At 69.0% G+C, this 23,426-nt stretch carries 29 protein-coding genes and 1 tRNA gene; 11 read left to right on the top strand and 19 right to left on the bottom strand.

Features of this window, described 5'->3' with window-relative positions; genetic code table 11:
• Nucleotides 1-260 precede the first annotated feature (260 nt).
• The 3 genes from ACBY01_RS02070 to ACBY01_RS02080 are packed head-to-tail and all read left to right on the top strand — an operon-like array spanning nucleotide 261 to nucleotide 3,269.
• Nucleotides 261-1,553, top strand: coding sequence for a M28 family metallopeptidase (locus tag ACBY01_RS02070; protein ID WP_416459100.1), 1,293 nt, complete (start codon nucleotides 261-263; stop codon nucleotides 1,551-1,553).
• A 60-nt stretch (nucleotides 1,554-1,613) separates the two neighbouring features.
• Nucleotides 1,614-2,465, top strand: coding sequence for a PAS domain-containing protein (locus ACBY01_RS02075; RefSeq protein ID WP_416459101.1), 852 nt, complete (start codon nucleotides 1,614-1,616; stop codon nucleotides 2,463-2,465).
• Nucleotides 2,466-2,483: 18 nt separating this feature from the next.
• A complete protein-coding gene (locus ACBY01_RS02080; RefSeq protein ID WP_416459102.1) occupies nucleotides 2,484-3,269 on the top strand; it encodes a GGDEF domain-containing protein in 786 nt (261 codons plus the stop codon).
• Nucleotides 3,270-3,396: 127 nt separating this feature from the next.
• Here the strand turns inward: ACBY01_RS02080 and ACBY01_RS02085 are convergent, their stop codons facing one another.
• The 8 genes from ACBY01_RS02085 to ACBY01_RS02120 all read right to left on the bottom strand — a co-directional run bounded on the left by ACBY01_RS02085 (nucleotide 3,397) and on the right by ACBY01_RS02120 (nucleotide 8,473).
• On the bottom strand, nucleotides 3,397-3,756 hold the full coding sequence (locus ACBY01_RS02085; protein ID WP_416459103.1) for a hypothetical protein: 360 nt from the start codon (nucleotides 3,754-3,756) through the stop codon (nucleotides 3,397-3,399).
• 83 nt (nucleotides 3,757-3,839) lie between these two features.
• The gene (locus ACBY01_RS02090; RefSeq protein WP_416459104.1) at nucleotides 3,840-4,298 is read right to left on the bottom strand and encodes a hypothetical protein; all 459 of its coding nucleotides are present in this window, start codon (nucleotides 4,296-4,298) and stop codon (nucleotides 3,840-3,842) included.
• 18 nt (nucleotides 4,299-4,316) lie between these two features.
• Nucleotides 4,317-4,670: a hypothetical protein gene (locus tag ACBY01_RS02095; protein WP_416459105.1), complete on the bottom strand. Its 354-nt coding sequence runs from the start codon at nucleotides 4,668-4,670 to the stop codon at nucleotides 4,317-4,319.
• Between the two features lie 25 nt (nucleotides 4,671-4,695).
• Nucleotides 4,696-5,265, bottom strand: a complete 570-nt coding sequence (locus tag ACBY01_RS02100; protein ID WP_416459106.1) for a sigma factor-like helix-turn-helix DNA-binding protein — start codon at nucleotides 5,263-5,265, stop codon at nucleotides 4,696-4,698.
• A gap of 36 nt (nucleotides 5,266-5,301) precedes the next feature.
• Nucleotides 5,302-5,550 (bottom strand): hypothetical protein, encoded by a 249-nt coding sequence (locus ACBY01_RS02105; RefSeq protein ID WP_416459107.1) that lies wholly within the window; start codon nucleotides 5,548-5,550, stop codon nucleotides 5,302-5,304.
• 360 nt (nucleotides 5,551-5,910) lie between these two features.
• Nucleotides 5,911-5,987: transfer RNA gene (locus tag ACBY01_RS02110), tRNA-Met, on the bottom strand.
• A 54-nt stretch (nucleotides 5,988-6,041) separates the two neighbouring features.
• Nucleotides 6,042-6,578 carry a 2'-5' RNA ligase family protein gene (locus tag ACBY01_RS02115; protein WP_416459108.1) on the bottom strand — a complete coding sequence of 179 codons (537 nt, stop codon included), beginning with the start codon at nucleotides 6,576-6,578 and terminating at the stop codon, nucleotides 6,042-6,044.
• Nucleotides 6,575-8,473 (bottom strand): potassium transporter Kup, encoded by a 1,899-nt coding sequence (locus tag ACBY01_RS02120; protein ID WP_416459206.1) that lies wholly within the window; start codon nucleotides 8,471-8,473, stop codon nucleotides 6,575-6,577. Before ACBY01_RS02120 ends, ACBY01_RS02115 begins: the two co-directional genes overlap by 4 nt.
• A gap of 198 nt (nucleotides 8,474-8,671) precedes the next feature.
• Between ACBY01_RS02120 and ald the strand changes: the two genes are divergently transcribed.
• Nucleotides 8,672-9,784: an alanine dehydrogenase gene (gene ald, locus ACBY01_RS02125; protein WP_416459109.1), complete on the top strand. Its 1,113-nt coding sequence runs from the start codon at nucleotides 8,672-8,674 to the stop codon at nucleotides 9,782-9,784.
• 34 nt (nucleotides 9,785-9,818) lie between these two features.
• Nucleotides 9,819-10,040 carry a DUF3072 domain-containing protein gene (locus ACBY01_RS02130; protein WP_416459110.1) on the top strand — a complete coding sequence of 74 codons (222 nt, stop codon included), beginning with the start codon at nucleotides 9,819-9,821 and terminating at the stop codon, nucleotides 10,038-10,040.
• Nucleotides 10,041-10,182: 142 nt separating this feature from the next.
• On the opposite strand, the gene ACBY01_RS02135 is transcribed toward ACBY01_RS02130, so the two are convergent.
• The 4 genes from ACBY01_RS02135 to petA are packed head-to-tail and all read right to left on the bottom strand — an operon-like array spanning nucleotide 10,183 to nucleotide 13,509.
• Nucleotides 10,183-10,731, bottom strand: coding sequence for an adenine phosphoribosyltransferase (locus ACBY01_RS02135; protein WP_416459111.1), 549 nt, complete (start codon nucleotides 10,729-10,731; stop codon nucleotides 10,183-10,185).
• Entirely contained in the window at nucleotides 10,728-11,594 is an 867-nt protein-coding gene (locus tag ACBY01_RS02140; RefSeq protein ID WP_416459112.1) for a cytochrome c1, read from the bottom strand. The genes ACBY01_RS02135 and ACBY01_RS02140 overlap by 4 nt, the downstream gene beginning before the upstream one ends.
• Nucleotides 11,595-11,609: 15 nt before the next feature.
• Nucleotides 11,610-12,914 (bottom strand): cytochrome b, encoded by a 1,305-nt coding sequence (locus ACBY01_RS02145; RefSeq protein WP_416459113.1) that lies wholly within the window; start codon nucleotides 12,912-12,914, stop codon nucleotides 11,610-11,612.
• A 13-nt stretch (nucleotides 12,915-12,927) separates the two neighbouring features.
• Entirely contained in the window at nucleotides 12,928-13,509 is a 582-nt protein-coding gene (petA, locus tag ACBY01_RS02150; RefSeq protein ID WP_416459114.1) for a ubiquinol-cytochrome c reductase iron-sulfur subunit, read from the bottom strand.
• A 224-nt stretch (nucleotides 13,510-13,733) separates the two neighbouring features.
• On the opposite strand from petA, the gene ACBY01_RS02155 reads away from it, so the two are divergent.
• Genes ACBY01_RS02155 through ACBY01_RS02165 form a run of 3 tightly spaced genes read left to right on the top strand, consistent with a single transcriptional unit; the run spans nucleotide 13,734 to nucleotide 15,665 of the window.
• Nucleotides 13,734-14,186 carry a tRNA (cytidine(34)-2'-O)-methyltransferase gene (locus ACBY01_RS02155; RefSeq protein WP_416459115.1) on the top strand — a complete coding sequence of 151 codons (453 nt, stop codon included), beginning with the start codon at nucleotides 13,734-13,736 and terminating at the stop codon, nucleotides 14,184-14,186.
• Nucleotides 14,187-14,227: 41 nt separating this feature from the next.
• Complete coding sequence (hemF, locus tag ACBY01_RS02160) at nucleotides 14,228-15,070, top strand: oxygen-dependent coproporphyrinogen oxidase (RefSeq protein WP_416459116.1); 843 nt, start codon at nucleotides 14,228-14,230, stop codon at nucleotides 15,068-15,070.
• A gap of 4 nt (nucleotides 15,071-15,074) precedes the next feature.
• Entirely contained in the window at nucleotides 15,075-15,665 is a 591-nt protein-coding gene (locus ACBY01_RS02165) for a GNAT family N-acetyltransferase (RefSeq protein WP_416459117.1), read from the top strand.
• Here ACBY01_RS02165 and ACBY01_RS02170 read toward each other — a convergent pair.
• Both ACBY01_RS02170 and ACBY01_RS02175 read right to left on the bottom strand, forming a co-directional pair.
• Complete coding sequence (locus ACBY01_RS02170) at nucleotides 15,641-16,369, bottom strand: hypothetical protein (RefSeq protein WP_416459118.1); 729 nt, start codon at nucleotides 16,367-16,369, stop codon at nucleotides 15,641-15,643. The two genes, ACBY01_RS02165 and ACBY01_RS02170, sit on opposite strands and share 25 nt — an antisense overlap.
• On the bottom strand, nucleotides 16,366-17,226 hold the full coding sequence (locus ACBY01_RS02175) for a hypothetical protein (RefSeq protein WP_416459119.1): 861 nt from the start codon (nucleotides 17,224-17,226) through the stop codon (nucleotides 16,366-16,368). Before ACBY01_RS02175 ends, ACBY01_RS02170 begins: the two co-directional genes overlap by 4 nt.
• Before the next feature lie 37 nt (nucleotides 17,227-17,263).
• Between ACBY01_RS02175 and lipB the strand changes: the two genes are divergently transcribed.
• The 3 genes from lipB (at nucleotide 17,264) to ACBY01_RS02190 (ending at nucleotide 19,251) form a co-directional block, all read left to right on the top strand.
• Nucleotides 17,264-17,977 carry a lipoyl(octanoyl) transferase LipB gene (gene lipB, locus ACBY01_RS02180; RefSeq protein WP_416459120.1) on the top strand — a complete coding sequence of 238 codons (714 nt, stop codon included), beginning with the start codon at nucleotides 17,264-17,266 and terminating at the stop codon, nucleotides 17,975-17,977.
• A gap of 66 nt (nucleotides 17,978-18,043) precedes the next feature.
• Complete coding sequence (locus ACBY01_RS02185; protein ID WP_416459121.1) at nucleotides 18,044-18,313, top strand: hypothetical protein; 270 nt, start codon at nucleotides 18,044-18,046, stop codon at nucleotides 18,311-18,313.
• Between the two features lie 260 nt (nucleotides 18,314-18,573).
• Nucleotides 18,574-19,251, top strand: a complete 678-nt coding sequence (locus tag ACBY01_RS02190; RefSeq protein ID WP_416459122.1) for a hypothetical protein — start codon at nucleotides 18,574-18,576, stop codon at nucleotides 19,249-19,251.
• Nucleotides 19,252-19,306: 55 nt separating this feature from the next.
• On the opposite strand, the gene queE is transcribed toward ACBY01_RS02190, so the two are convergent.
• The 5 genes from queE to argF form a co-directional block, all read right to left on the bottom strand.
• Complete coding sequence (gene queE, locus ACBY01_RS02195; RefSeq protein WP_416459123.1) at nucleotides 19,307-19,939, bottom strand: 7-carboxy-7-deazaguanine synthase; 633 nt, start codon at nucleotides 19,937-19,939, stop codon at nucleotides 19,307-19,309.
• Between the two features lie 10 nt (nucleotides 19,940-19,949).
• Nucleotides 19,950-20,633: a 7-cyano-7-deazaguanine synthase QueC gene (queC, locus tag ACBY01_RS02200; protein ID WP_416459124.1), complete on the bottom strand. Its 684-nt coding sequence runs from the start codon at nucleotides 20,631-20,633 to the stop codon at nucleotides 19,950-19,952.
• Nucleotides 20,634-20,820: 187 nt separating this feature from the next.
• Complete coding sequence (locus ACBY01_RS02205) at nucleotides 20,821-21,249, bottom strand: DUF3617 domain-containing protein (RefSeq protein WP_416459125.1); 429 nt, start codon at nucleotides 21,247-21,249, stop codon at nucleotides 20,821-20,823.
• Between the two features lie 77 nt (nucleotides 21,250-21,326).
• Complete coding sequence (locus ACBY01_RS02210; protein WP_416459126.1) at nucleotides 21,327-22,238, bottom strand: Hsp33 family molecular chaperone HslO; 912 nt, start codon at nucleotides 22,236-22,238, stop codon at nucleotides 21,327-21,329.
• 173 nt (nucleotides 22,239-22,411) lie between these two features.
• Nucleotides 22,412-23,338 carry an ornithine carbamoyltransferase gene (gene argF / locus ACBY01_RS02215; protein ID WP_416459127.1) on the bottom strand — a complete coding sequence of 309 codons (927 nt, stop codon included), beginning with the start codon at nucleotides 23,336-23,338 and terminating at the stop codon, nucleotides 22,412-22,414.
• Nucleotides 23,339-23,426 lie beyond the last annotated feature (88 nt).

Consider the following 23,426-nt stretch of genomic DNA (forward strand, 5'->3'; position numbering starts at 1 on the left):
CGCCCCGCCCGCCGGGGAGCGTGCGCGGCGGGACGGCCGACCAAGTTCCCAGCGCATTAACTCTCCTGACGCGCTTCGGTCGCATCTATTTGGAAATATTTGTTTTCAACATAGATCAGCCTCTTGATGTTTCGCCTTTGTACTTTGAATATTGCTGCAGCGCGCAACCGGGCTTCGCCCCGCTACGGGAGTTTGCTGCGTCAGCAAGGGACCGCGGATTTGGCTTGAGCCTGGCGGCAGGGCGCGTCACCATCCCGCACATGCGAACCCGTCTCCTGCTTCCGCTCCTCGCCCTCGCCACCCCCGCCGCGGCGCGCGAGGCACCCCGCCCCGAACGGCTGCGCGCCGACGTCGAGAAGCTGGTGTCGTTCGGCACCCGCCACACCCTCTCCTCTCCCGACGACCCGGCGCGCGGCATCGGTGCGGCGCGCCGCTGGTTCGCGAACGAGATGGACCGCATCGGCCAGGCGTGCGGCGGCTGCATCACCGTCGCCAACGTCGCGCGCGGGTTCACCGGCCCGCGCGCACCGAACGGCGTGCAGATCGTCGACGTGCTCGGCTTTCAGCAGGGGCGCGACCCCAAGCGCGTGGTGATCGTGATGGGCCATATCGACAGCCGCGTGACCGACGTGATGGACGTGACCAGCGACGCGCCTGGCGCCAACGACGATGCTTCGGGTGTCGCGCTGGTGCTGGAGGCGGCACGCATCCTGTCCAAGGAGACGTTCGACGCCACCATCGTCTACGCCGCGCTGTCGGGCGAGGAACAGGGGCTGTGGGGCGGCGAGCTGCTCGCCGACACCGCGCGCGAGCGCGGCTGGACGGTGAGCGCGGTGCTCAACAACGACATCGTCGGCAACACCGTCGGACTCGACGGCCGACGGGTCGCCGACCGGGTGCGCGTCTTCTCCGAAGGCATCCGCAGCTCCGAATCGATCGAGCAGCAGTTCGCCCGCCGCGCCGCCGGTGGCGAGGACGATGGCCCCAGCCGCGCGCTCGCCAAGGCGATCGACGGGCTCGCCGGAACGCTGCCGGGCGGCGTCGACGCGGTGCTCGAACGCCGTCCCGACCGTTTCGGCCGCGGCGGCGACCACGAACCGTTCCTCAAGCTCGGCTATCCCGCGGTGCGCTTCTCGGTCGGCGTCGAGAACTACGATGCGCAACACCAGGACCTGCGCACCGAGAACGGCCGAGTCTATGGCGACACGGTCGACCGCATGGACTTCCCCTATCTGGCCAAGGTGACCGCGCTCAACGTCGCGACGCTCGCCCGGCTCGCGACCGCGCCGGCCGCCCCGGAAGGCGTGACCATCTCGGGCGCGCTCGGCGTCGACACCACCGTGCGCTGGCAGCCGGTACCGGGTGCCGCGGGCTATCGCATTCGCTGGCGCCGCAACGACGCGCAGGACTGGACCGAGCAGGTCGACGCGAAGGGGGACAGCCATGTCCTCAAGGGCGTGATCGTCGACGATCATTTCGTCGGCGTGTCCGCGCTGGCGAAGGACGGTAGCGAGAGCCTGGTCAGCTTCGCGGGGCGCGCACCGCGGGGCTGAGGGCACCGGGGCGCCGCGGCAGGGAACAAAGCGTTAACCGATCGTCGGTATCGACCGGGCATGGACGCGAAACCGCGCGCTATTCAAGGTCTTACCCGAGAGGCTCCGCTCGCTCCGGCGTTCGGGCGGATGCTCGATCTGCTGCCGGGTCTGGTCGCCTATTTCGGCGTGGACCTGCGATACCGCTACGCCAACGCGACCTATTCGCGATGGCGCGGCCTGTCCCCCGCCGACATGCTCGGCCGCCACGTCCGCGAGGTGGTGGGCGAACGCAACTATCCGCGCATCGCCGCGAAGCTCTGCGAGGCGGCGACCGGCGTGCCCGTGGTGTACGAGTACGACATCTTCGACGGGGAGCTCGGCCGGCGCGTACAGGGCAGCTACATGCCCGACATCGCCGAAGACGGCAGCGTGCTGGGCATCCTCGCGCTGGTCACCGACATCAGCCGGCGCGACGACCTCCAGCAGCGGATCGCGCGGAGCGAGGCGATGTTCCACGAGGCGTTCGAGAACGCCCCGATCGGCAATGCGGTGGTCGGCCTCGACGGGCGACTGCTCCGCGTCAACCGCGCCTTCGCGGCGATGCTCGACCGCACGCCGGAGGAGATGGCGCGGCTCACCATCGCCGACATCACCCACCCCGACGACCTCGACGCCGACATGGAGCTGCTCCAGAGCGTGCTCGACCGCCGGCGCGACGGCTATTGCATGGAGAAGCGCTACGTCCGGCGCGACGGCAGCTCCCTGCACGGGAAACTCGTCGCGTCCGTCGTGCGCGATGACTCCGGCGACGCGATCCGCTTCCTGGCACACGTCGAGGACGTCTCGCAGCAGCGCGAAGCCGAACGCCGGCTGATCGAAACGAACGCGCGGCTTTCGCTGGTGACCGAGGCGGTGCGCGGCGGCTCCTGACATCTCGACGTCGCCTCGATGCATTTCGAGACGTCGCGCGCGCTGGCGCAGTTCGTCGCCGGCCCCGAAGCATGCACGATGGGGTTGCTCGACTATTCCGCGCGCATCCACGCGGAGGATCGCGCGGCGGCGGACCTGGCGCCGCTGATCCTGGGGGAAAGCGACCGCTCCTCCGTCCAATATCGGCTCGAGACCAGCACCGGCATCCGCTGGATGCGCTGCGACCGCCGGCTGCTGCGCGATGCGAAGGGCGCCCCCGAACAGATCGTCGGCGTCGCGATCGACTTCACCGACGAGCACGATCGCCGCACCCTCGCCGAAACCCAGGCGAGCACCGATCCGTTGACCGGCCTGCTCAACCGCCGCGGGCTCGACCAGCGGCTGCGCGCGCTGCCGCCCGGCTGTGCGTGCGGCGTGCTGGCGATCGATCTCGACGGGTTCAAGCCGGTCAACGACCAGTTGGGCCACGACGCCGGCGACGCCGTGCTCGTCGAGACGGCAGCCCGGCTGCGCGCGATGACCCGCAGCACCGACCTGGTCGCGCGCCTGGGCGGCGACGAGTTCGCGGTCGTGCTCGTCGGCCTCGACGCCGCCGTGCTGCGCACCCTCGCCGAGCGTGCGACGGCGCGCTTGCAGGAACCGTTCGAAACGGTCGCGGAGCACGGGCTCCCGGTAGGCGCGAGCGTCGGCGCCAGCTGGTCGCCCGAACCGCCCGACGCGATCGGCGGCACCCTCTCCCGCGCCGACGCGGCGCTCTACGAAGCCAAGGCCGCAGGCCGCGGCACCCTGCGCGTGGCGCCGTGACGCGAAACGCCGACCGCGCCGTCGCGCTGGAGCCGCTGACCGACATTCGGTCGCGACGGGCTGCCGCCGTTCTCTAGGGATTTTCCTTTCTCGATGCCCTCCGCGGGTGATCGATCGAGAACGGAATTCAGGCCGTTCCCGCGGGCGCATCCGACAATATGGCCGTCAGCTTCAGCCTGGCGTCCTCGGTAAGGGTGACACGGTCCGGCCAGCTTCCATCTGCAAGGTTCGTCGAGGCGAACACCCCCGTACTCAGCAACGCCTTGATGCACCGCAACGCGGTGGAATGCGGGACCAGCGAGGCGCCGCATACGTCGCCGACCTTCTGCCCCTCCTCGCCGGCCAGGAACAGGTAGAGCATCATGTTCCACGCCGGGTCTGAAAACAGCGCCGGGTTAAAATGCTCCCGCCGCTTCAAGGCCAGCGAATACGCGTCTCGCGCGACAGCACGAGGAGTCTTGGATGACGCCATGATCAGCACGTCCACAATGATTTGGCGGCCGCTGTGCGTGCGAGCCGCAAGAGATGAACAATCCGGTGCCGCGCACCGCGCAGACGCGGTGCAGCACTTCAGGATGCCGCTGCGCCCGGCCTGCTCCAATCCGGATCGCTTCCGGCGCGCCGCAGCCGTTGCTGGTGGCGTACCGTCCCGCTCACCAGCAGGATCAGGATCGGATAGCTCCACACGGCGCTCAGCGTCGCATAGGCGGTTCGCAGCACCTCCAGGTCGAGGAGCTTCACGAAGTGCGAGCAGGTCCCCAGCCCATGCAGCGCGGTCACCCACAGCGGCCAGAAGCGGTCGGCGAAAAGGGCGATGACCAGAAGCGCCACGAGCAGGACGAGATCGACCCCGAACACCCCCCACTCCACGCTGGCGAACCGCGCCGGGAACTGTCGCTGCGCGACGCGCGTGGCGAGCGTGGCGAGGAGCAGCGCCATGCCGGCGAATCGCTCCGGCGCCCCGCCCCGACCGACCGCATAGGCGGTAGCGAGCAGATGAAGCAGGTTGAAGAGGATGACCCGTTCCATCCGCCGCCCCGTCGCGCTTCAGGCCACGACCGCGAGCTTGGCAGGGGCCATCGCACCGGTGAACTCCACCTCGGGGCATTCGGACTGGTCGCCGTAGCCGATGGTGCGCAGGCCGATCGCGTCCCGCGCCTCGACCAGGGCGAGATGCGCCTCCACCAGCCGATGGCGCGCGCGGACCAGATCCCCCGCCGCGTCGCTGACGAGGCGCAGCGCCTCCAGCCCGGTTCCCACCGGCAGCTTCGCCTTCGAGCGCTGGTCGATCATCGTCGTCATGCAGCTCGCGGCGAGCAGCGCGGCCTGATCCGCCGCCGCCTCGGCCTTCAGAAATTCCGCAGCGACCAGATCCGCCGCCCGGCGTCGTTCGTTCAGCATCGATGTTCCTGCCATGCCGCAGCGTTCAGCGGGAGCTTGCGGCGCGGTGATCCTTCAGCAGCTTGGAAAGCGTCTGCCCCATGTTGAGCAGCGCCATCGACGCGAACGCGATCGTGACGACCAGTCCGGCGATGACGCCAAGCCTTCCGAGCTTGCCGAGCGGATTGCGCGTCTGCCCCCGAAAACCGGCGTCGGGCGACACTCCGAACAGCCGGCGGACCAGCCACAGCGGCTCGTCCCGGGGCGTTTCTTGCTGTCGGGTGGGGCCGTCGGGAACGTCGATCGGATCGGATGGGAGCCGTTCGTATGCCGCCTCGTCGCTGGCGGACGGGAGGGCACCGGTTTCGATCGCGTTATCGGCAGCCGGCGGCTGCCCGCCCGCAACCTCCCTGCCCTCGTGTTCGGCGAGGAGACGCGCGGCGGCGAAGCGTGTGGGCACCCCGAGTTGCTGGACGGCGCGTTCGATCCGCTTGTCGACCGCGGAGGGAGAGACGCCCACCAGCGCGGCGATCTCCTTGGAATTGTGCCGTGTGAACACGAGGCGGAGGCACTCTCGCTGGGCCTCGGTTAGCTGCTCGACGGGATTGGACGACATGGGACCTACGCCGCCCACGTCCGGCGGCACGAACCGCTAACGCGCGGCATCGGCTTCGGGCGCGCCGTCGCCGCGATTGTCGGCGGGCGGCGGCGCTGCCTTGGACCAGCGTTCGAGGAAGGCATCGATTTCGGACGGCGTGGGCGCGCGGCACGCGGCGCGGCGAAGCGTATCGATCGCCAGCTGCAGATGGACCGCCGTCGTGTGACTTTCCGCGCGATCGAGCAGCGCAAGCGCCATGTTCATCAGGCTGAGCGCGACCGCTTCATCCCGCCCGGTCAGCATAGCGGCACCAGATCCATCAAGCCGTCGGTGAGGTTTCAAACTGGTCATGCACCATCAAGAGGCAGGCTGGAGCCCGCCACTATCGCGGAAGCCAATGGGTGCCAAGCCCCTCGGCACCGGCGTATTACTGTACGCCACGTTGGACATAATGTCGCGGCGTGCCCACCAGCGAGCGCAGCCGCGCCCCCAGTCTCAAGAGCGACGACGACGTATAAAGCCCCAGATGCACGACCTGATCAAAGGCGCGCATCTTCCCGAACACGGTAGGCGGGTCGGAGATCGAGGGCCGTCGTCGCCTGGCGGCGTGATGCGATCGGCAACGAAAATGGCGATTGGAAGAGGGCAGAAGGTCTGCCGTGTTGGTAGCGGAGGAGGGACTTGAACCCCCGACACGCGGATTATGATTCCGCTGCTCTAACCAGCTGAGCTACTCCGCCCCAATGGGCCTCGCCGTGGCGAGGGCGCGCCTATACGAAGGCGTTTCGCCTCGGTCAAGCGAAGTTGTGACGCGAAATCGCCTCCCACGGACCGCCGCGATACCACCAGCTTGCAAGCCCCGCGATCGCGATCGGACGCGGGCGGAAATCGGGCTCCAGCTCGGCGAGCAGCGCACGCACCCGCGCGGGCTCGACCTTGTTCTGGATGGTGACGTGCGGGCGCCAGCCGGCGCGGTCCTGCGGGGTCAGCAACCCGGCGAAGGCCTCCGCCAGCCGGCCGCGAATCGTCTCGAGCTCGAGCGATTCGATGCGGAGTGCCACCCCGCGGCCGAGGTTCAGCAGCCCAGCGATGCGCGCGCGCGGGGCGGGCACGCCGCGGGTCTCGGCCGCCAGCCGCTGACGCAGCTCGGGCGCGAGGTCGGGCGGCAGGTGGTGGAACAGCGTCAGATGCGCGGCCAGCTGGTTGCGCTCCGGCGGGAAGTGCCGCCGCCGCAGCCCGTCGAGCAGCGCATGGTCCGCCGCGCCGAACAGCGCCGAGACGATGATCGGCGCACCGGCGGGTGCCGGATCGGGACCGGCGCCGCCGCTCAAATCTCGACCTGGCTGCCCAGCTCGACCACGCGGTTGGTGGGCAGGCTGAAGAACTCCATCGCGCTTTCGGCGTTGCGCAGCATCCAGGCGAACAGCTTCTCGCGCCAGATCATCATCCCCGGCCGCGACGACGGCAGCAGCGTCTGGCGCGCGAGGAAGAAGCTGGTCTCCATCATCCGGAACTCGCCGCCCGCGATCTGCACCTGGCGCAGCGCCGCGGGGACGTCGGCGTCCTGCATGAAGCCATAGCGCAGGATCAGCCGGTGGAATCCCTGCCCCAGATCCTCGGCCTTCACGCGCCCTTCCTCGGCCACGAACGGCTCGTCGCTGATCTTCACCGTCAGCAGCACGACGCGCTCGTGCAGCACCTTGTTGTGCTTGAGGTTGTGGAGCAGCGCGTGCGGCACGCCGTCGGGCGTCGAGGTCATGAACACCGCGGTGCCCGGCACCCGGCTGGCGGAGTTCGCCGCCGACTGGATGAAGATCCGGATCGGCATCGCCGCCTCGCGCAGCCGCTCGATCATCAGCTTGCGCCCCTTGGCCCAGGTGGTGAGCAGCACGAAGACGATGATGCCGATCATCAGCGGGAACCAGCCGCCGTCGGGCACCTTGGTGAGGTTGGCCGCGAAATAGGCGCCATCGACCAGGAAGAACACCGCCAGCAGCGGCAGCGCGTAATAGACCGGCCAGCGCCACAGCGCGAACAGCAGCACCGCCAGCAGGCAGGTGTCGATCAGCATCGCCCCCGTCACCGCGATGCCGTACGCGGCGGTGAGGTTGGACGAGGTGCGGAAGGTGAGCACCAGCAGGATCACCATCACCATCAGCGCCCAGTTGATGAGCGGGATGTAGATCTGCCCCGCGGTGGCGGCGCTGGTGTGGTCGATGCGCAGCCGCGGGATGAAGCCCAGCTGGATCGCCTGCTGCGTGACCGAGAAGGCACCCGAGATCACCGCCTGGCTGGCGATGATCGCGGCCATCGTCGCCAGGAACACCATTGGCAGCTGCAGCCCCTCCGGCGCCAGCATGTAGAAGGGGCTCTGCAACGCCGTCGCGCCCTCACGCATCAGCAGCGCACCCTGCCCCATATAGTTGGCCATCAGCGCGGGAAGTACGATCCACAGCCAGGAGAAGGCGATCGGCCGCCGCCCGAAATGGCCCATGTCGGCATAGAGCGCCTCGGCGCCCGTCACCGCGAGCACAACCGAGCCCAGCGCCAGGAAGGCGGGAAGCGGGTCCTGCACGAAGAAATTGATCGCATAGCTCGGCAGCAGCGCGTGGAGGATCGTCGGCGTATGGACGATGCTGACGATGCCCAGGACCGCGATGACGGCGAAGTAGCAGACCATGATCGGGCCGAAGAAGGCGCCAACCCGCGCCGTGCCGCCGCGCTGGATCGAGAACAATCCGACCAGAATCAGAACCGCGATCGGCAGCACCAGCCCGCCGAACGCCGGGGCGGCGATCGCCACTCCCTCGACCGCCGAGAGCACCGACACCGCCGGCGTGATCATGCTGTCGCCGTAGAAGAGCGCCGTCGCGAACACGCCGAGCAGCACGATGCCGCTGGTCCAACGCTTGCCCTGGGTGCGGCCGGAGACGAGCGCGAGCAGCGCCAGGCTGCCGCCCTCCCCCTTATTGTCGGCGCGCATGATGATCGAGACGTACTTCAGCGTCACGACGATCATCATCGACCAGAACATCAGGCTGATGACGCCCATGATGTGCAGGGTGTCGAGCGCCAGCTTGTGATGGCCGTCGAAGGTTTCGCGAAACGCGTAGAGCGGACTGGTGCCGATGTCGCCGAAGACGATGCCGACGGCGCCGAGCATGAGCTTCCACGTCGCCTGCTCGCGGGCATGCGCATGACCGTCCTCGACGCGTTCCGATGGCAGGAGGGCGGCGCCTCCCAGCACGTTTTCAGGCGGATTCACAGATGCGGCAATCGCTGGATCTGGTGGGACATGACCATCGCCTGAACCGCTACTCGTTGCCGTGAAAGCGCCGGCGGGTAGCACGGGCGCTCTGCGCTCGCAATGTTACTCACCGCCGCAAACCGGTCTATAGCAGCAACATACAAGCCGGAGAGAGCCATGCGCGTCGGAGTTCCCAAGGAGATCAAGAACCACGAGTATCGGGTGGGTCTCACCCCGCCTTCGGTAGCGGAACTGACCGCCGCCGGCCACGAAGTCGTCGTCGAGACTTCTGCGGGAGACGGAATCGACTTCACCGACTCGGACTATGTCGACGCCGGGGCGCGAATCGTCGCCGATGCCGCCGCCGTGTTCGCCCAGAGCGACATGATCGTGAAGGTGAAGGAGCCGCAGCCCTCGGAGATCGCGCTGCTCGAGCCGCGCCACACGCTGTTCACCTACCTCCACCTCGCCGCGGACAAGCCGCAGGCGGAAGGGCTGATGCGGTCTGGCGCGACCTGCATCGCCTATGAGACCGTAACGTCGAACAGCGGCTCGCTGCCGCTGCTCAAGCCCATGTCGGAAGTGGCGGGGCGCATGTCGGTGCAGGTCGGCGCGCATTATCTGGAGAAGGAACAGGGCGGCCGCGGCGTGCTGCTGGGCGGCGTGCCCGGCGTGGCGCCGGCGCGAGTCGCGATCCTGGGCGGCGGCGTGGCCGGCGTGAATGCCGCGCAGATGGCGGTGGGCCAGCGTGCCGACGTCACCATCTACGACATCAGCAATGAGCGGTTGGCCGAGCTCGACCTCCACTTCGGCAGCCAGATCAAGACGGCCTATGCCTCGCGCGCGGCGATCGCCTCGGCGGTTGCGCGGGCGCATCTGGTGATCGGCGCGGTGCTGGTGCCGGGCGCCGCCGCCCCCAAGCTGGTGACGCGCGAGATGCTCAAGACGATGAAGCGCGGCAGCGTGCTGGTCGACATCGCGATCGACCAGGGCGGCTGCTTCGAGACGTCGCGCGCCACCACCCACGACGATCCCGTGTTCGTCGAGGAGGATGTGATCCATTACTGCGTCGCCAACATGCCCGGCGCGGTCGCGCGTACTTCTGCCTTCGCACTCAACAACGCGACGCTGCCGTTCGTGATGCGGCTGGCGAAGCTGGGCGCCGAGGCGGCGATGCGCGCCGACCGCCACCTGGCGGCCGGGCTCAACGTCTCCGGTGGCCACATCCGCCACGCCGCGGTGGCCGAAGCGCTGTCGCTGCCGATGGAGGCGTGGACCGGAACGGATTGAGAACAGCGACGTTGTCGCGGGGAAGGAGATCCCCATGACGACCGAGCAGAACCCCAAGAGCGAGCCCTTCTCCAACGCCGAGAAGGACCCGGACGACTGGACCACCGGCGACGAGCCGATGACCGGCGCGCAGGCCTCTTACCTCAAGACGCTGAGCGAAGAGGCCGGCGAGCCGTTCGACGACACGCTCACCAAGGCCGACGCCTCCAAGCGCATCGATTCGCTGCAGGAAAAGACCGGCCGCGGCACGAACTGAGCCGACGATCAAGCCGACGCCGCCATCCACGGGCGGCGGTGTCGCGTTCGAAAGCACCGGCGCCGATGCGCCGGTGCTTTTCTTTTAAGTCAGAAGCGCGTGGCAGGTGCAGCAGCCTGCCGACCAGCAGCGCTGGCGGACGTCAGTGTCCCGCGTAGTCGACGAGCGCATGGACGGCGATGCCGTCGCCGCGCAGCGCATCGGCCCCGCCCAGATCGGGCAGATCGACCACGAACGCCGCCTGGGTGATGGTGGCCCCCGCCTTGCGCAGCAGCCGTACCGCCGCCCGCGCGGTGCCACCGGTGGCGATCAGGTCGTCGACCAGCAGCACGCGCGCACCGGGCGCGCAGGCGTCGGCGTGGATGGTGATGCGGTCGGTGCCATATTCGAGGGCATAGTCCTCGGCAATCGTCGCGCCGGGCAGCTTGCCGTCCTTGCGGACCAGCAGCACCCCCGCCCCGAGCGCAAGGGCCACGGCAGGCGCGAAGACGAAGCCGCGCGCCTCGATCCCCGCGACCAGATCGACCGGCCCCTCGACCGAAGCGACCATCTGCTCGACCGCGAGGCGCAGGCCTTCGGCATCGAGCAGCAGCGTGGTGATGTCGCGGAACTGGATGCCGGGCTTGGGAAAGTCCGGGATGGTCCGGATGCGCCGCCGAATGGCATCGGCGGCGCGCTCCGTCTCGGTCAATGCTTCACGCCCCGCCAGATGTTGCGATAGGCCGCGAAGGTCAGCAGCGTGAAGATCAGCAGGAAGGCGAGAGTCGCCAGGCCCGCCTGGTGCCGCGTCTCCAGGTTGGGCTCCGCGGTCCAGACGAGGAACGCCGAGACGTCCTTGGCCATCTGGTCGATCGTCGCGCGGGTGCCGTCCGAATAGGTCACCTGATCGTTGCTGGTGATCGGCGGCGGCATCGCGATGTTGAGGTTCGCGAAATACGGGTTGTAGTGCAGCCCCTCCGGCGTCTTGGCGCCCGGGAACTCGTGCACCAGCTCGGCCGGCTGGTTCCGATAGCCGGTCAGCAGCGAGTAGATGTACGCCGCCCCGCCCTCGCGCGCCTTGGTCATCAGCGACAGGTCCGGCGGAATCGCGTTGTTGTTCGCGGCGCGCGCGGCGACGTCGTTGGCGAAGGCGAGCGGGAAGCGATCCGACGGGATGTTGGCGCGGGTGGCGACCTCGCCCGTCTCCGGATTGATGCTCGGCTGCTGGATCGCCCACTGGGTGGCGATCGCCTTCACCTCGGCGTCGTTGTAGCCGAGGTCGCCCAGGTTGCGGAACGCGACCAGGCGGAGCGAGTGACAGGCGGCACAGACCTCCTTGTACACCTGGAAGCCACGCTGGAGCTGCTGCCGGTCGAAGTGGCCGAAGGGGCCGTCCGACGCCAGCTTGAGCGGCTTGTGCTCGCGGTGGAACTCATGCTCGGCGGTGGGCGCCGCCGGCTCGGTCACCAGCCCGTAGATGGTGGTGCCGAGCGCGAGCAGCAGGACGCCTGCGAACGCCAACCCGACCAGGATGTTCAGGTTGCGCAGCGCGACCCGGAAAAGGGAAGAAATCATGGAAATGCTGTCCCTTTATTCGGCGGAAACCGGCGAGCCGGTCACTGCGGTTTCGCGCATGCGGGCGCCACTCTTGCCTTCCAGAACCGCCTCGGTGATCGAGTTCGGCAGCGGGCGCGGGCGCTCCATCGCGGAGACGATCGGCACCAGCACCAGGAAGTGCAGGAAGTAGTAGGCCGCCGCGATCTGGCTGGCGATGATGTAGGCGGGCTCCGCCGGCGCGCCGCCGCAGAAGCCGAGCACCAGCACGTCGAGCACCAGCACCCAGAACAGCGTGCGGTACACGGGGCGGAAGTTCGCCGAGCGCACCGGCGAGCGATCGAGCCACGGCAGGAAGAACAGCAGCAGGATCGAGCCGAACATCGCCAGCACGCCCCACAGCTTCGCCGGGATGATGAAGTCGACGGTGAAGGCGCGCAGGATCGCGTAGAACGGCCAGAAATACCATTCGGGGACGATGTGCGCGGGGGTCGAGAGCGGGTTCGCCGGGATGTAGTTGTCCGCATGGCCCAGATAGTTGGGCGCAAAGAACAGCAGGGCGGCGAACACGATCAGGAACACGCCGACGCCGAAGCCGTCCTTGGCGGTGTAATAGGGGTGGAACGGCAGCGTATCCTGCGGTGCCTTCACCTCGACGCCGGTCGGGTTCGACGAGCCCGGAATGTGCAGCGCCCAGATGTGGAGGATGATCGCCCCCAGGATCACGAACGGCAGCAGATAGTGCAGCGAGAAGAAGCGGTTGAGGGCGGCATTGTCCGGCGCATAGCCGCCGAGCAGCCAGATGCGGATCGTCTCGCCGATCCCCGGGATCGCGGAGAAGAAGCCGGTGATGACCTGCGCGCCCCAGAAGCTCATCTGCCCCCAGGGGAGCACATAGCCCATGAACGCAGTCGCCATCATCAGGAGGAAGATGACGACGCCGAGCAGCCACACCATCTCGCGCGGCGCCTTGTACGAGCCGTAGTAGAGCCCGCGGAAGATGTGGATGTAGACCACCGCTAGGAACATCGAGGCGCCGTTGGCGTGCGCGTAGCGCAGGAACCAGCCGGCGTTGACGTCGCGCATGATCGATTCGACCGAGTCGAACGCGACCGCGCCGTTGGCGGCATAGTGCATGGCGAGCACGACGCCTGTCACGATCTGGATCATCAGCGCGGCACCCGCGAGAATGCCGAAGTTCCAGAAATAGTTGAGGTTGCGGGGGACGGGATAGCCGCCGCCGATTGCGTTGTAGACGAAGCGCGGCAGCGGCAGGCGGCTGTCCACCCACTGCATCAGCGGGTGCTTCGGCTCGTAATGCTGGGCCCAGGGGAAGCTCATTGCGCGCCTTTCCTCAACCCACCACGATCGTGGTGTCGGACGTGAACGAATATTCGGGAACCGCGAGGTTGAGGGGCGCTGGCCCCTGCCGGATGCGGCCGGCGGTGTCGTAGGCGGAGCCGTGGCACGGGCAGAAATAGCCGCCGAACGGCCCCTTGTTCTCGCCCTCGCCCGCGCCCAGCGGCACGCAGCCCAGGTGGGTGCACACGCCCAGCGTCACCAGCCAGTTCGCCTTGCCCTCCTTGGTGCGCTCGGCGAGCGTCTGCGGGTCGCGCAGCGTATCCACCGGGACCTTGTCGGCCTCCGCGATCTCCTGCGGGGTGAGGTTGCGCACGAACAGCGGCTGCTTGCGGAACGACGCCTTGATCGCCTGACCCGGCTCGATCGCCGACAGGTCGATCTCGGTGGTCGACTGCGCCAGCACGTCGGCCGACGGGCTCATCTGGTGGATCAGCGGCAGCGCGATCACGCCGGCACCGACGCCCGCGAACGACACCGCCGCGATCGACAGATAATCGCGGCGTCGCGGGTTCTCGATCCCATCCTCGTGCACTCCGGGCGCTCCGCCGGGAGGAACCTCGTCTATCGTCGCCATGCGCTACTGCCCCTGCAACCAAACCATCGGCGCGAACGCGCCCAAACCAACTACAGGCAGCCTTGCCATCTATTCGGCTGCGTCAAGTCGCCACGAACGGGGCGCCTCGGCAACGTGATAGACGTGGGGGTACGACTTTGCCAACAGCCCCCGGGTACCGCCTGCGGGCCGCCCCCTACATCAGGTCGTTGCGCAAGAGTTTGAGGCAGGGCAAACCCGTGCGGGTGCGGATCGCAATGTTTCAGCCCGACATCGCCGGCAACGTCGGCACCGTGCTTCGGCTCGGCGCCTGCCTGGGCGTGGGCGTCGACCTGATCGAGCCGATGGGCTTCCCCTGGAGCGACCGGGCGCTGGCGCGCGCGGGCATGGACTATGCCGCGCAGGCCGCGGTGGTGCGCCACGTCGACTGGGACGCGTTCCGCGCGCAGCTGCCCGGACGGCTGGTGCTGCTCACCACCCGCGGTGCGACGCCGCTCCCAGCCGCGCGATTCGAACCCTACGACACGCTGCTGCTCGGCTCCGAAGGCGCGGGCGTGCCGGAGGCGGTGCACGCCGCCGCCGACCTGGCCGTCGCCATCCCGATGCAGGCCGGCATGCGCTCGCTCAACGTCGCGGTCTCCGGCGCGATCGTGTTGGGCGAGGCGCTGCGCCAGACCGCCGGCTGGCCGGCACCCTGACGCCCTCGACTTCGCGCAATCCCCACCGCTAAGGCTCGCAGATGATTTCGCTCGATTCCGAACAGCTTGCCGCGCGTACCTGGTTCGAGCAGCTGCGCGACCGCATCTGCGCCGAGTTCGAGGCGATCGAGCGCGAGGCGGGATCCGATGCGGCGTTCGACTACAGTGCCTGGGACCGGGTCGACCCGGAGGGCGGCCCCGGCGGCGGCGGCGTCCGCGGCGTGATGAAGGGCCGCGTGTTCGAAAAGGTCGGCGTCAACGTCTCCACGGTCGCCGGCACGCTGGAGGGAGGCTTCGCCCAGTCGATCCACGGCGCGGCGGAAAACCCCGCCTTCTTCGCTACCGGCATCAGCCTGGTCGCGCACATGGCGAATCCGCACGTCCCCGCCGTGCACATGAACACGCGGTTCCTGGTGACGACGCGGCGCTGGTTCGGCGGCGGCGCCGACCTCAACCCGCCGATCCCCTACGAGCACGACACCGCCGACTTCCATGCGACGCTGCAGGCGGCGTGCGAGCGCCACGATCCGACCTACTACCCCCGCTTCAAGCAATGGGCGGACGATTATTTCTTCATCCCCCACCGCAACGTCCACCGCGGTGTCGGCGGCATCTTCTACGACCACCTGGAAGGCGACTTCGACGCGAACTTCGCCTTCACCCGCGACGTGGGCGAGGCATTCCTGGCGATCTATCCGGCCCTGGTGCGACGCCGGATGCGCCACGATTTCGACGAGGCGGATCGCCTGCGCCAGCTCGAATGGCGCGGCCGCTACGCCGAGTTCAACCTGGTCTACGATCGCGGCACGCTGTTCGGGCTGAAGACCGGCGGCAACATCGACGCGATCCTGATGAGCCTGCCACCGATGGCCGCCTGGAGCTGAGCGCATGGGGCTGATCCCGGTCCGCGCGGACGAGGTCGCCACGGTCGTCACCTCGCTGGAGATGCGCACGCGACCGCCGCTGCGCCCGCTGCCCGACGCGCCGCTGCGGCTGGTGCCTTGGCCGATGCCGGATCTCGGCAAGTACCGCGCGCTGTTTCGCCGAGTGGGCGAGCCGTGGCTGTGGTTCTCGCGCCTGGTGATGGACGACGATCGGCTTGCGGCGATCGTCCACGATCCCGGCATTGCGGTCTATGCCGCGGTCGACCGGCAGGGAATCGAGGTCGGCATGCTCGAGCTCGACTACCGGCGGGCGGGCGAGTGCGAGCTGTCCTATTTCGCGCTGGTGCCCGAGCTGGTCGGGCGCGGGTTCGGCCGCTGGCTGATGGCGCAGGCGCTGGCGCTCGCCTGGCGCAAGGACGTCGCGCGGCTGTGGGTGCACACCTGCACGCTCGACCACCCCCGCGCGCTCGGCTTTTATCGCGCGAGCGGCTTCGTCCCGTTCAAGCGGACGGTGGAGACCTTCGCCGATCCGCGCACGTCGGGCATCCTCTCGCCCAACGCGGCGCCGCATTACCCGCGCGTGTCGGCCAGCTGACGATAGGCGGTGACGCGCAGCAGCGCGAAGGCGAGTGCCATGCCGCCGTTGCCGATCCCGGCGATCAGCGCCCCGACCATCATCGCGACCGGATTGCCGATGCCGGCGCCGGTGAAGCCGCTCGCCAGCGCGATCAGCAGTTGCGAGGCGAAGTAGATCGGCACCTGTAGCCCGAGCAGCGCAAAACCGGCGCCGGCGGTGAGCTGGATGCCGCGCGCGATCCCGTCGATCGCCCCGCGCCGCGGCTCGGCGACGAGGGCGGCGGGAATCAGGAAGATACGGCCGAGGACGTAGAGCCCAGGCAGCAGCAGTGCCATCAGCCCCAGCACCACCGCGAACTGGCAGGCGATCTGCGCGAGCAGCAGCGCGGGGAAGCGACGCAGGGCGATTCGCATCGCCCCGGCGACGGTCGGCCGCTCCGAATCGAGGAACAGCGCCAGGATCACGGCCATGCCGAACACGCCGACCAGCGCCTCCAGCAGCAGCCAATGGAGGTTCGCCGCCATGTAGCGCTGCATGCCGTCGACGAGCGTGGCGAGGTCCGCCGGCGCATTGGGGTCGGCCACCTCGGGCGGGACCATCCACACCGTTCCCGCAACCGTGGGGAGGACCAGGAACACGCCGGCGATCGGCAGCAGCAGCGCGCGCTCGCCGCGCCAAAGTGCCCAGGCGCCGCGGAGCACCGCGGCCAGATCAAGCTTCATCGATGCGCCGCCGTTCCGTCCAGTTGTTCGCGCGCCGCCCCATAGAGCGTCGCGGTGAACGCCCACAACAGCACCGTCATCGCACCGCGCACCGTCGCGACCAGCAGCAGCGTCAGCACCGATGCCGCGCCCAGCCCCGCGTCGCCGCCGAAGATCAGCGCGAACACGCTGCCGCCGGCGAACCGCGCCGCCATCGTGAGGACGCCCGACACGACGGCGTAGAGGAGCACCATGCCGAGGATCCTGGCGGCGAGGCCGCGCGTCAGCGCCCAGGAGCGCGAGACGGCATTCAGTCCGCGCCGCTCCATCACCGCCACCGGCACCACCAGGCTGAGCCGGGCGCCGATCCACAGCAGCACTGGCAGCAGCAGCAAGCCGTAGAGAGCGATCCAGGCAGCGGCGACCGGTCTCGGCGCGATCACCTCCCCCGCCAACGCCGCCGCGAAATCGAAACCGTACGCCGCGAGGATCGCGACCCCGGGGATGGACACGAGCAGCAGCACCAGGCTGAGCAGCAGCACGAAGCCGATCACCACCGGCAGCCGCAGCGTCGCCTGCCGTCGTGCGGCACGCGCGCTCGCCGGGCCCGCCGCCATCGCGACCACCACCAGTTCGCCCCATAGCACCAGCACCGCCACGACATAGCCGAGCAGCCGCACCGCGGCTCCGGTCGCACCGCCCTCCTGCCCCCAGCCGGCGGCGACGATCGCGACGATCACCTCCGGCAGCACGATCGTCAGTGCGGCGAGCGGGATCAGCGTGCGGCGCTGCGCGTGGACGAACGCGACGGTGCGATCCCACACCTGCTCCATCCAGACCGAAGCGCCCCCCGGAGTCGCGGTTCCCACTGCTTGCATGACGGCGATGCTCTACCCATGCTACCGGGGCTTGCCAATGCTTACTCCCGATCCTTCCGCCCCGCCGCCGGCCGTCGCCGCCGACCCCGAGTGGCGCATCGAACCCGGCCTCACCGACTATCCCGCCGCGCTCGCCGCGATGGAGGCGCGCGCCGCCGCCGTCGCCGACGGCATGGCGAGCGAACTGGTGTGGCTGGTCGAACACCCGCCGCTCTACACCGCCGGCACCAGCGCCGATCCCGTCGAACTGCTCGACCCGCGCTTCCCGGTCTACCCGGCCGGTCGCGGCGGTCGCTACACCTACCACGGCCCCGGCCAGCGCGTCGGCTATCTGATGCTCAACCTGGCGAAGCGCGGCCGCGACGTGCGCCGCTTCGTTCACGGCGTCGAGCAATGGGTGATCCGCGCGCTCGCCCGGCTCGACGTGGAGGCGTTCGCGGTGCCCGAGCGGATCGGCATCTGGACGCGCGACGGCGGCCAGGAAGCGAAGATCGGCGCGATCGGCGTGCGGGTGCGACGATGGGTCACCTTCCACGGCTTTTCGGTGAACCTGTCGCCCGACCTTTCCCACTTCGGCGGGATCGTGCCGTGCGGGCTTCCCGAATTCCCAGTCACCAGCCTGCAGGCGCTCGGTCGCGACTGCCGGACGGAGACCTTCGACTCCGCGCTGCTGCTCGAATTTCCGGGGCTGCTCGCGTCACTTACCGCATCCGGCGAAAACCCGCTTGAGGGGCGAACGGGAAGCGACTAATGTCCATCCCCGGTTGGGTATTAAACGGCAGCCAAGCCGCCAATCCATATGTTTAGGGAGCTCTACATGCGCGCAGTCATTTCCAAGGTCGTTCTCAGCTCGATGGTCGCCGGTGCGGCGCTGATGGTCGCGGCTTGCGGCGACAAGACCGAGACCACCAACGAGAACACGATCGTCACCGATCTGAACTCGACCGACACCACGCTCGACGGCACGATGACCGACAACATGACCGCGGTCGACGGCGCGATGGGCAACGACGCCATGATGGCGAACGACACCATGATGTCGAACGACACCATGATGACCAACGACACCATGACCAACGCGATGTAATCTGACGTCGCGACGTCTGTGTTGCAAAGGCCGTCCGGGCAACCGGGCGGCCTTTGTTTTTGGGGCGATCCGGGCTCCGGCAGCCCTCCCGCGCGGCATGCCCCGTCCGCCGAGGACGCCGGCGAAGATTCGCTGCAATCCCAAACAGCTGGCCGGCGACGCTGCGACCGGCACGCAAACGAAAAAAGCCTCTTGGCGAGGCGTGCCAAAAACCCGTACCCCCTCCGCATGGCGCCGCATCGGGCGCTCGAGAGGATCCCATGAAGTCAGTGCGAACCCTGATCGCCGGCGCCGCCTTTGCGGTGGCAGCCCACGCGGCCCCCGCCTCCGCGCAGTTCTTCTTCAAGTCCCCCGACCTCGCCGGGCCGGCGGTGACCGGCACCGAGCCCGGCATCGTGGTACAGGCGCTGCCCGGCGCGACCGGCGACGAGCTGCGCGCGGCGCTGGCGTGGAACCTGCGCGCCGGCCTCAACGTCGCCGCCCTCCAGTGCCAGTTCGAACCGACGCTGCTGACGCTCAACAACTACAACGACCTGCTCGACACCCATGCCGACGAGCTCAAGCGCAGCTACGACGTGCTGGCGAAATATTTCGAACGATCGGCCAAGACCAAGAAGGAAGGCCAGACCGCGCTCGACCAGTTCGGCACGCGCGTCTATTCGAGCTTCTCGACGGTGTCGGCGCAGCTCAACTTCTGCCAGGCGGCGGGCGAAATCGGCCAGGAAGCGGTGTTCACGCCCAAGGGGCATTTCGGCGAGCTGGCGCAGGAGCGCATGCGCAAGCTGCGCAACAGCCTGGTCCCGGCCGGCGAGCGGCAGTTCCCGCGCAGCATCTATCAGCGCCCGCTGGCGAGCACCGAGCCGTTCACCCGCCCCAAGTGCTGGCGCAAGGGCGAGTGGCAGCTCAAGCGCTGCGGCGCCTACCCGCTCGGCGCCTGACCGCCGTACAACCAAATGATCCCGGCCTCTCGATGAGGCCGGGCCCCGTAGCGGCTCAGCGCAATCCCAGCAGCTTGTGGGTCTGGAGCGACAGCCGCCACTTCGGCCGGGCGAGCACCAGATCCACCGCCGCCTGCCGATTGGCGTCCGCCTGCGGATCGTCGAGCGGCTGGGCGAGGAAGTTGGCGAAGTCCCAACGCTCGACCTCGTCGAGGTCGATGCCTGCCTGCGGCCAGACCAGCTTCAGTTCGTCGCCGCGCCGCTGCACCACCGTGCTGCCGGCCTTGGGGCTGATGCACACCCAGTCGATGCCCGGATGCGCGGCGAGCGTGCCGTTGCTCTCGATCGCGATGGTGAAGCCTGCGGCATGAATCGCGTCGACCAGCGCGTCGTCGATCTGCAGCATCGGCTCGCCCCCGGTCAGGACGACGAAGCGCTGCGCGCGGTCCGCGCCCCAGAAGCCCTCCACCGCCGCCGCCAGCGCCGCGGCATCGGCGAACTTGCCGCCGCCCTCCCCGTCGGTGCCGACGAAGTCGGTGTCGCAGAAGCGGCACACCGCCGTCGCCCGATCGACCTCACGCCCGCTCCACAGGTTGCAGCCGGCGAAGCGCACGAACACCGCACGGCGGCCGGCGTGCACACCCTCCCCCTGCAGCGTCAGGAACATCTCCTTGACGGCGTAGCTCATCGCGCGGTGCTCAGGCTGCGGTGGCGTAGCGCGTGGGATCGGGCACGCCGGCTTCCTCGAAGCCCTTCGAGCGCAGCCGGCAGCTGTCGCACAACCCGCAATGCAGATCGCCCTGCGGATCGTAGCACGACCAGCTGATCCCCATGTCTAGGCCCAGCCGCGCGCCTTCGCGGACGATGTCGGCCTTTGTCATGTGCTGGAGCGGCGCGTGAATCTGGAAGCGCTCGCCCTCCACCCCGGCCTTGGTCGCCAGCTCGGCGAGGTGCTCGAAGCCGGCGATGAACTCGGGCCGGCAGTCGGGGTAGCCCGAATAGTCAAGCGCGTTGACGCCGATGAACAGGTCGCGCGCGCCCGCCGCCTCCGCCCAGCCAAGCGACAGGCTGAGGAAGATGGTGTTGCGCGCCGGCACATAGGTGACGGGGATGCCCGGCTGCACGCCATCCTTCGGCACGGCGATGTCGGCGGTGAGCGCCGATCCGCCGAACGCCGACAGGTCGAGCGGCAGCGTGACGTGGCGCTCGGCGCCCACCGCCGCGGCGACGCGGGCGGCGGCGGCAAGCTCGATGCGATGGCGCTGGTTGTAGTCCACCGACAGGGCGAGCAGGCGGTATCCGGCCTCGCGCGCGAGTGCCGCGGAAACCATCGAATCGAGGCCGCCCGAGACGAGGGCGACGGCATAGGGCTGTTCGGTCATGATGACGGTCCGCTAGGCGCTGGCGGGCGGCGTCGCAACCTCGGGGCGCCGAGTCCCCCAGGAAACGCTGCGTCGCGCACAAAGAACGGGCCGCTGGAAAGCGGCCCGAGGGAACATGTCGTTAGGGGCAAACATGCGCCGGAGAACCGGCTGACGACGGTTGTAGACCCCTTCCATAAACCCAGCCTTAACGGCTCCGGCCGGGGGTGCAGCCGCCTACGCGGCGGATCTGATACTCGTCCTGGAACGGCATGCCGCTCGCGATCCCCTGCGTCTCGACCGTGATCGAGTGCGGCGTCTCCACCGTCAGCGTCGTGCGGCCGTGGCCCGCGCCGGGGCAGGTATAATGCACCGTCGCGCGGGTCGCCTCGTTCGCCACCACGAAGCGAGAGCATTGCGCGCCGGGGTGCCGCATCTGGAAGAAGCCGGAAGCGTCGCGCAGGCACAGGCTGCGCCCGCCGGTCTTCGCGCCGCGCTCGCGCACCAGCCACTGCCCCGGCTCGATCGCCGTCGTCGCCTTCACCGCCGAGCCCGGCGCCACCGCGACGGCCGAAGCCGAACACAGCGACAGCGCCGCCCCGATCACCAGCGCGCGACCCACGTCCCTGCGCCCCATAGTCCACCCTCCGTTCGCCGCCCCGCCGGGGCGCCCCGGCGCGGATGTGGGGACCGGGGGGCGTGCTTACAACTCGTTCAGGAAACGACCGTCTCGACCGGCACCGGGAACTTGGTCGCGCAAAAGGCGCAGTCGACGGTGATCATGCCGTCCTCGTCCGCCATCTCCCGCCGTTCCTCCACGGGGAAGCGGCCGAGAACCTGCTGGATGTAGGTCGCGTCGCAGCGGCAGCCGCGGCGCAACGCGGTGCTTCCCTGCACCAACACCTGACGCTCTTCGTTGAACAACCGCCAGACCAGCGTCTCGAGCGAGAGGGCCGGATCGGTCAGTTCGTCCGCACCCATCGTGGCGCCGAGCGCCTCGACATGCTGCCACTCCGGATGGTCGAGCCGGGTGTGGAGGCGATCGCGCCCTTCCTCGCCATCCGGCAGGTGCTGGAGGAACAGCCCGCCCGCGACCGGCCGCCCGGCGGCATCCCGGCCGACGCCCAGCCGCACGAGGCTCGGGATCTGCTCGGACTGGAGGAAATAGCTCTGGGCTGCGTCCGCCAGCGACTCGCCGTCCAGCGGCACGATGCCCTGGTAGCGTTCGCCGGTCACTGCCTGGTCGAAGGTGATCGCGAGATAGCCGTTGCCGAACAGCGCGAACAGCGACGGTGCCTCCGGCAACTCGGCCAGCCGCTCGGCATCATAGTCGACATAGCCGCGCAGTTCGCCGGCCTTGAAATCGCACACCATCAGCCGGACGACGCCGTTCTGGGTCTGCGCCTGGAGCGTCAGCTGCCCCTCCTCGCCCTTCAGCGTCGAGCCGAGCAGCGCGGTCAGCGCCAGCGCCTCGGCCAGCAGCGTCTCGATCGCCGGCGGATAGGCGTGCGCCGACAGGATCGAGTCGAGCACCGGCCCGAGCCGCGTGATGCGGCCGCGGGCATCGCGGTCGGGGATGGTGAAGCCGATCGCGCGGTCGAGATCGGTGGCGGTGGGTTCCTGCATGCTGTCTACCGTTCGGGCTGAGCCTGTCCGAGCCCTGCCCTTCCCCTTCCGCCCGCTTGGGAGAAGAAGAGCGGCCCCGTGTGATGGGGCAAACGGCACTCGTGGATGTGGCCTAGAGATAGGAAGCCGCCCGCGTTCGGCAACGTCGGCGGGCGGCGTTCCTCAGCTGGCGCTCAGCCGAGCTGGCCGAAGCACCAGCGCAGCACCGACTTCTGCGCGTGGAGGCGGTTCGCGGCTTCCGGCCAGATCAGCGACTGCGGCCCGTCGATCACCGCCGGCACCACTTCCTCGCCGCGGTGCGCGGGCAGGCAGTGAAGGAAGCGGGCATCGGGCTTGGCGCGCGCCATCAGCGCCTCGGTCACCTGGAACGGGGCCATCGCCGCGAGCTTCGCGTCGGCATGCGCCTGGCCCATCGAGATCCAGGTGTCGGTGACGATCACGTCGGCATCGGCGACCGCCTCGGCCGGATCGCGGCAGACGCGCGCGCGGGCGCCGGCCGCCTCCAGCACCTCAGGTGCCGGGTCGAACCCCTCGGGACAGGCGGCGACGACGTCGAAGTGCAGCAGCGCGCCCGCTTCGATGATCGAATGGAGCACGTTGTTGCCGTCGCCCAGCCACGCCCATTTCGTGCCGGGCAGCGCCATGCCCGCCTCGATTACGGTCAGCAGGTCGGCCATGATCTGGCACGGGTGCGACGCGTCGGTCAGCCCGTTGATGACGGGGACGCTGGCATAGGCCGCCATTTCCTCCAGCTTCGTATGGTCGTCGGTGCGCACCATGATCGCGTCGCAATAGCCCGACAGCACGCGGGCGGTATCGGCGACGGTCTCGCCGCGGCCGAGCTGGGTGGTCGCGCTGTCGAGCACGATCGCGCTGCCGCCGAGCTGGCGCATCGCCATGTCGAACGACACGCGTGTCCGGGTCGAGGATTTCTCGAACACCATCGCCAGCGTGTGGCCGGCGAGCGGGGCGTCGGCGTCGGCCTTGCCCTTGGGAAAGCCGCTGCGCGCCTTCTTGCGGTCGAGCGCGTCGGCGAGCATCGCCGCGACGCCGTCGGCACCGGCGGAGGAAAGATCGAGGAAATGGCGGAGCTGGGTCATGACAATACCCCTTCGCCCCGGCCCCACCGTTCCGATCCCGCACGGGAGGCGCGGAGTCGGGAGGGCGGCGCCAGGGCCGGTCGGTTCA

This window comes from Sphingomonas mangrovi (assembly GCF_047975845.1).
Taxonomy (GTDB): domain Bacteria; phylum Pseudomonadota; class Alphaproteobacteria; order Sphingomonadales; family Sphingomonadaceae; genus Sphingomonas.

Excerpts from the sequence above, each read along its gene's own strand:
- argF (WP_416459127.1), bottom strand. The coding sequence starts at position 23,338 with ATGACCCAGCTCCGCCATTTCCTCGATCTTTCCTCCGCCGGTGCCGAC.
- ACBY01_RS02090 (WP_416459104.1), bottom strand. The coding sequence starts at position 4,298 with ATGGAACGGGTCATCCTCTTCAACCTGCTTCATCTGCTCGCTACCGCC.
- queE (WP_416459123.1), bottom strand. The coding sequence starts at position 19,939 with ATGAGCTACGCCGTCAAGGAGATGTTCCTGACGCTGCAGGGGGAGGGT.
- ACBY01_RS02190 (WP_416459122.1), top strand. The coding sequence starts at position 18,574 with ATGAAGTCAGTGCGAACCCTGATCGCCGGCGCCGCCTTTGCGGTGGCA.
- hemF (WP_416459116.1), top strand. The coding sequence starts at position 14,228 with ATGATTTCGCTCGATTCCGAACAGCTTGCCGCGCGTACCTGGTTCGAG.
- ACBY01_RS02095 (WP_416459105.1), bottom strand. The coding sequence starts at position 4,670 with ATGCTGAACGAACGACGCCGGGCGGCGGATCTGGTCGCTGCGGAATTT.
- ald (WP_416459109.1), top strand. The coding sequence starts at position 8,672 with ATGCGCGTCGGAGTTCCCAAGGAGATCAAGAACCACGAGTATCGGGTG.
- queC (WP_416459124.1), bottom strand. The coding sequence starts at position 20,633 with ATGACCGAACAGCCCTATGCCGTCGCCCTCGTCTCGGGCGGCCTCGAT.
- ACBY01_RS02100 (WP_416459106.1), bottom strand. The coding sequence starts at position 5,265 with ATGTCGTCCAATCCCGTCGAGCAGCTAACCGAGGCCCAGCGAGAGTGC.
- ACBY01_RS02105 (WP_416459107.1), bottom strand. The coding sequence starts at position 5,550 with ATGCTGACCGGGCGGGATGAAGCGGTCGCGCTCAGCCTGATGAACATG.
- ACBY01_RS02205 (WP_416459125.1), bottom strand. The coding sequence starts at position 21,249 with ATGGGGCGCAGGGACGTGGGTCGCGCGCTGGTGATCGGGGCGGCGCTG.
- petA (WP_416459114.1), bottom strand. The coding sequence starts at position 13,509 with ATGGCGACGATAGACGAGGTTCCTCCCGGCGGAGCGCCCGGAGTGCAC.
- ACBY01_RS02140 (WP_416459112.1), bottom strand. The coding sequence starts at position 11,594 with ATGATTTCTTCCCTTTTCCGGGTCGCGCTGCGCAACCTGAACATCCTG.
- ACBY01_RS02080 (WP_416459102.1), top strand. The coding sequence starts at position 2,484 with ATGCATTTCGAGACGTCGCGCGCGCTGGCGCAGTTCGTCGCCGGCCCC.
- ACBY01_RS02130 (WP_416459110.1), top strand. The coding sequence starts at position 9,819 with ATGACGACCGAGCAGAACCCCAAGAGCGAGCCCTTCTCCAACGCCGAG.
- lipB (WP_416459120.1), top strand. The coding sequence starts at position 17,264 with ATGCTTACTCCCGATCCTTCCGCCCCGCCGCCGGCCGTCGCCGCCGAC.
- ACBY01_RS02210 (WP_416459126.1), bottom strand. The coding sequence starts at position 22,238 with ATGCAGGAACCCACCGCCACCGATCTCGACCGCGCGATCGGCTTCACC.
- ACBY01_RS02165 (WP_416459117.1), top strand. The coding sequence starts at position 15,075 with ATGGGGCTGATCCCGGTCCGCGCGGACGAGGTCGCCACGGTCGTCACC.
- ACBY01_RS02170 (WP_416459118.1), bottom strand. The coding sequence starts at position 16,369 with ATGAAGCTTGATCTGGCCGCGGTGCTCCGCGGCGCCTGGGCACTTTGG.
- ACBY01_RS02070 (WP_416459100.1), top strand. The coding sequence starts at position 261 with ATGCGAACCCGTCTCCTGCTTCCGCTCCTCGCCCTCGCCACCCCCGCC.
- ACBY01_RS02075 (WP_416459101.1), top strand. The coding sequence starts at position 1,614 with ATGGACGCGAAACCGCGCGCTATTCAAGGTCTTACCCGAGAGGCTCCG.
- ACBY01_RS02185 (WP_416459121.1), top strand. The coding sequence starts at position 18,044 with ATGCGCGCAGTCATTTCCAAGGTCGTTCTCAGCTCGATGGTCGCCGGT.
- ACBY01_RS02175 (WP_416459119.1), bottom strand. The coding sequence starts at position 17,226 with ATGCAAGCAGTGGGAACCGCGACTCCGGGGGGCGCTTCGGTCTGGATG.
- ACBY01_RS02145 (WP_416459113.1), bottom strand. The coding sequence starts at position 12,914 with ATGAGCTTCCCCTGGGCCCAGCATTACGAGCCGAAGCACCCGCTGATG.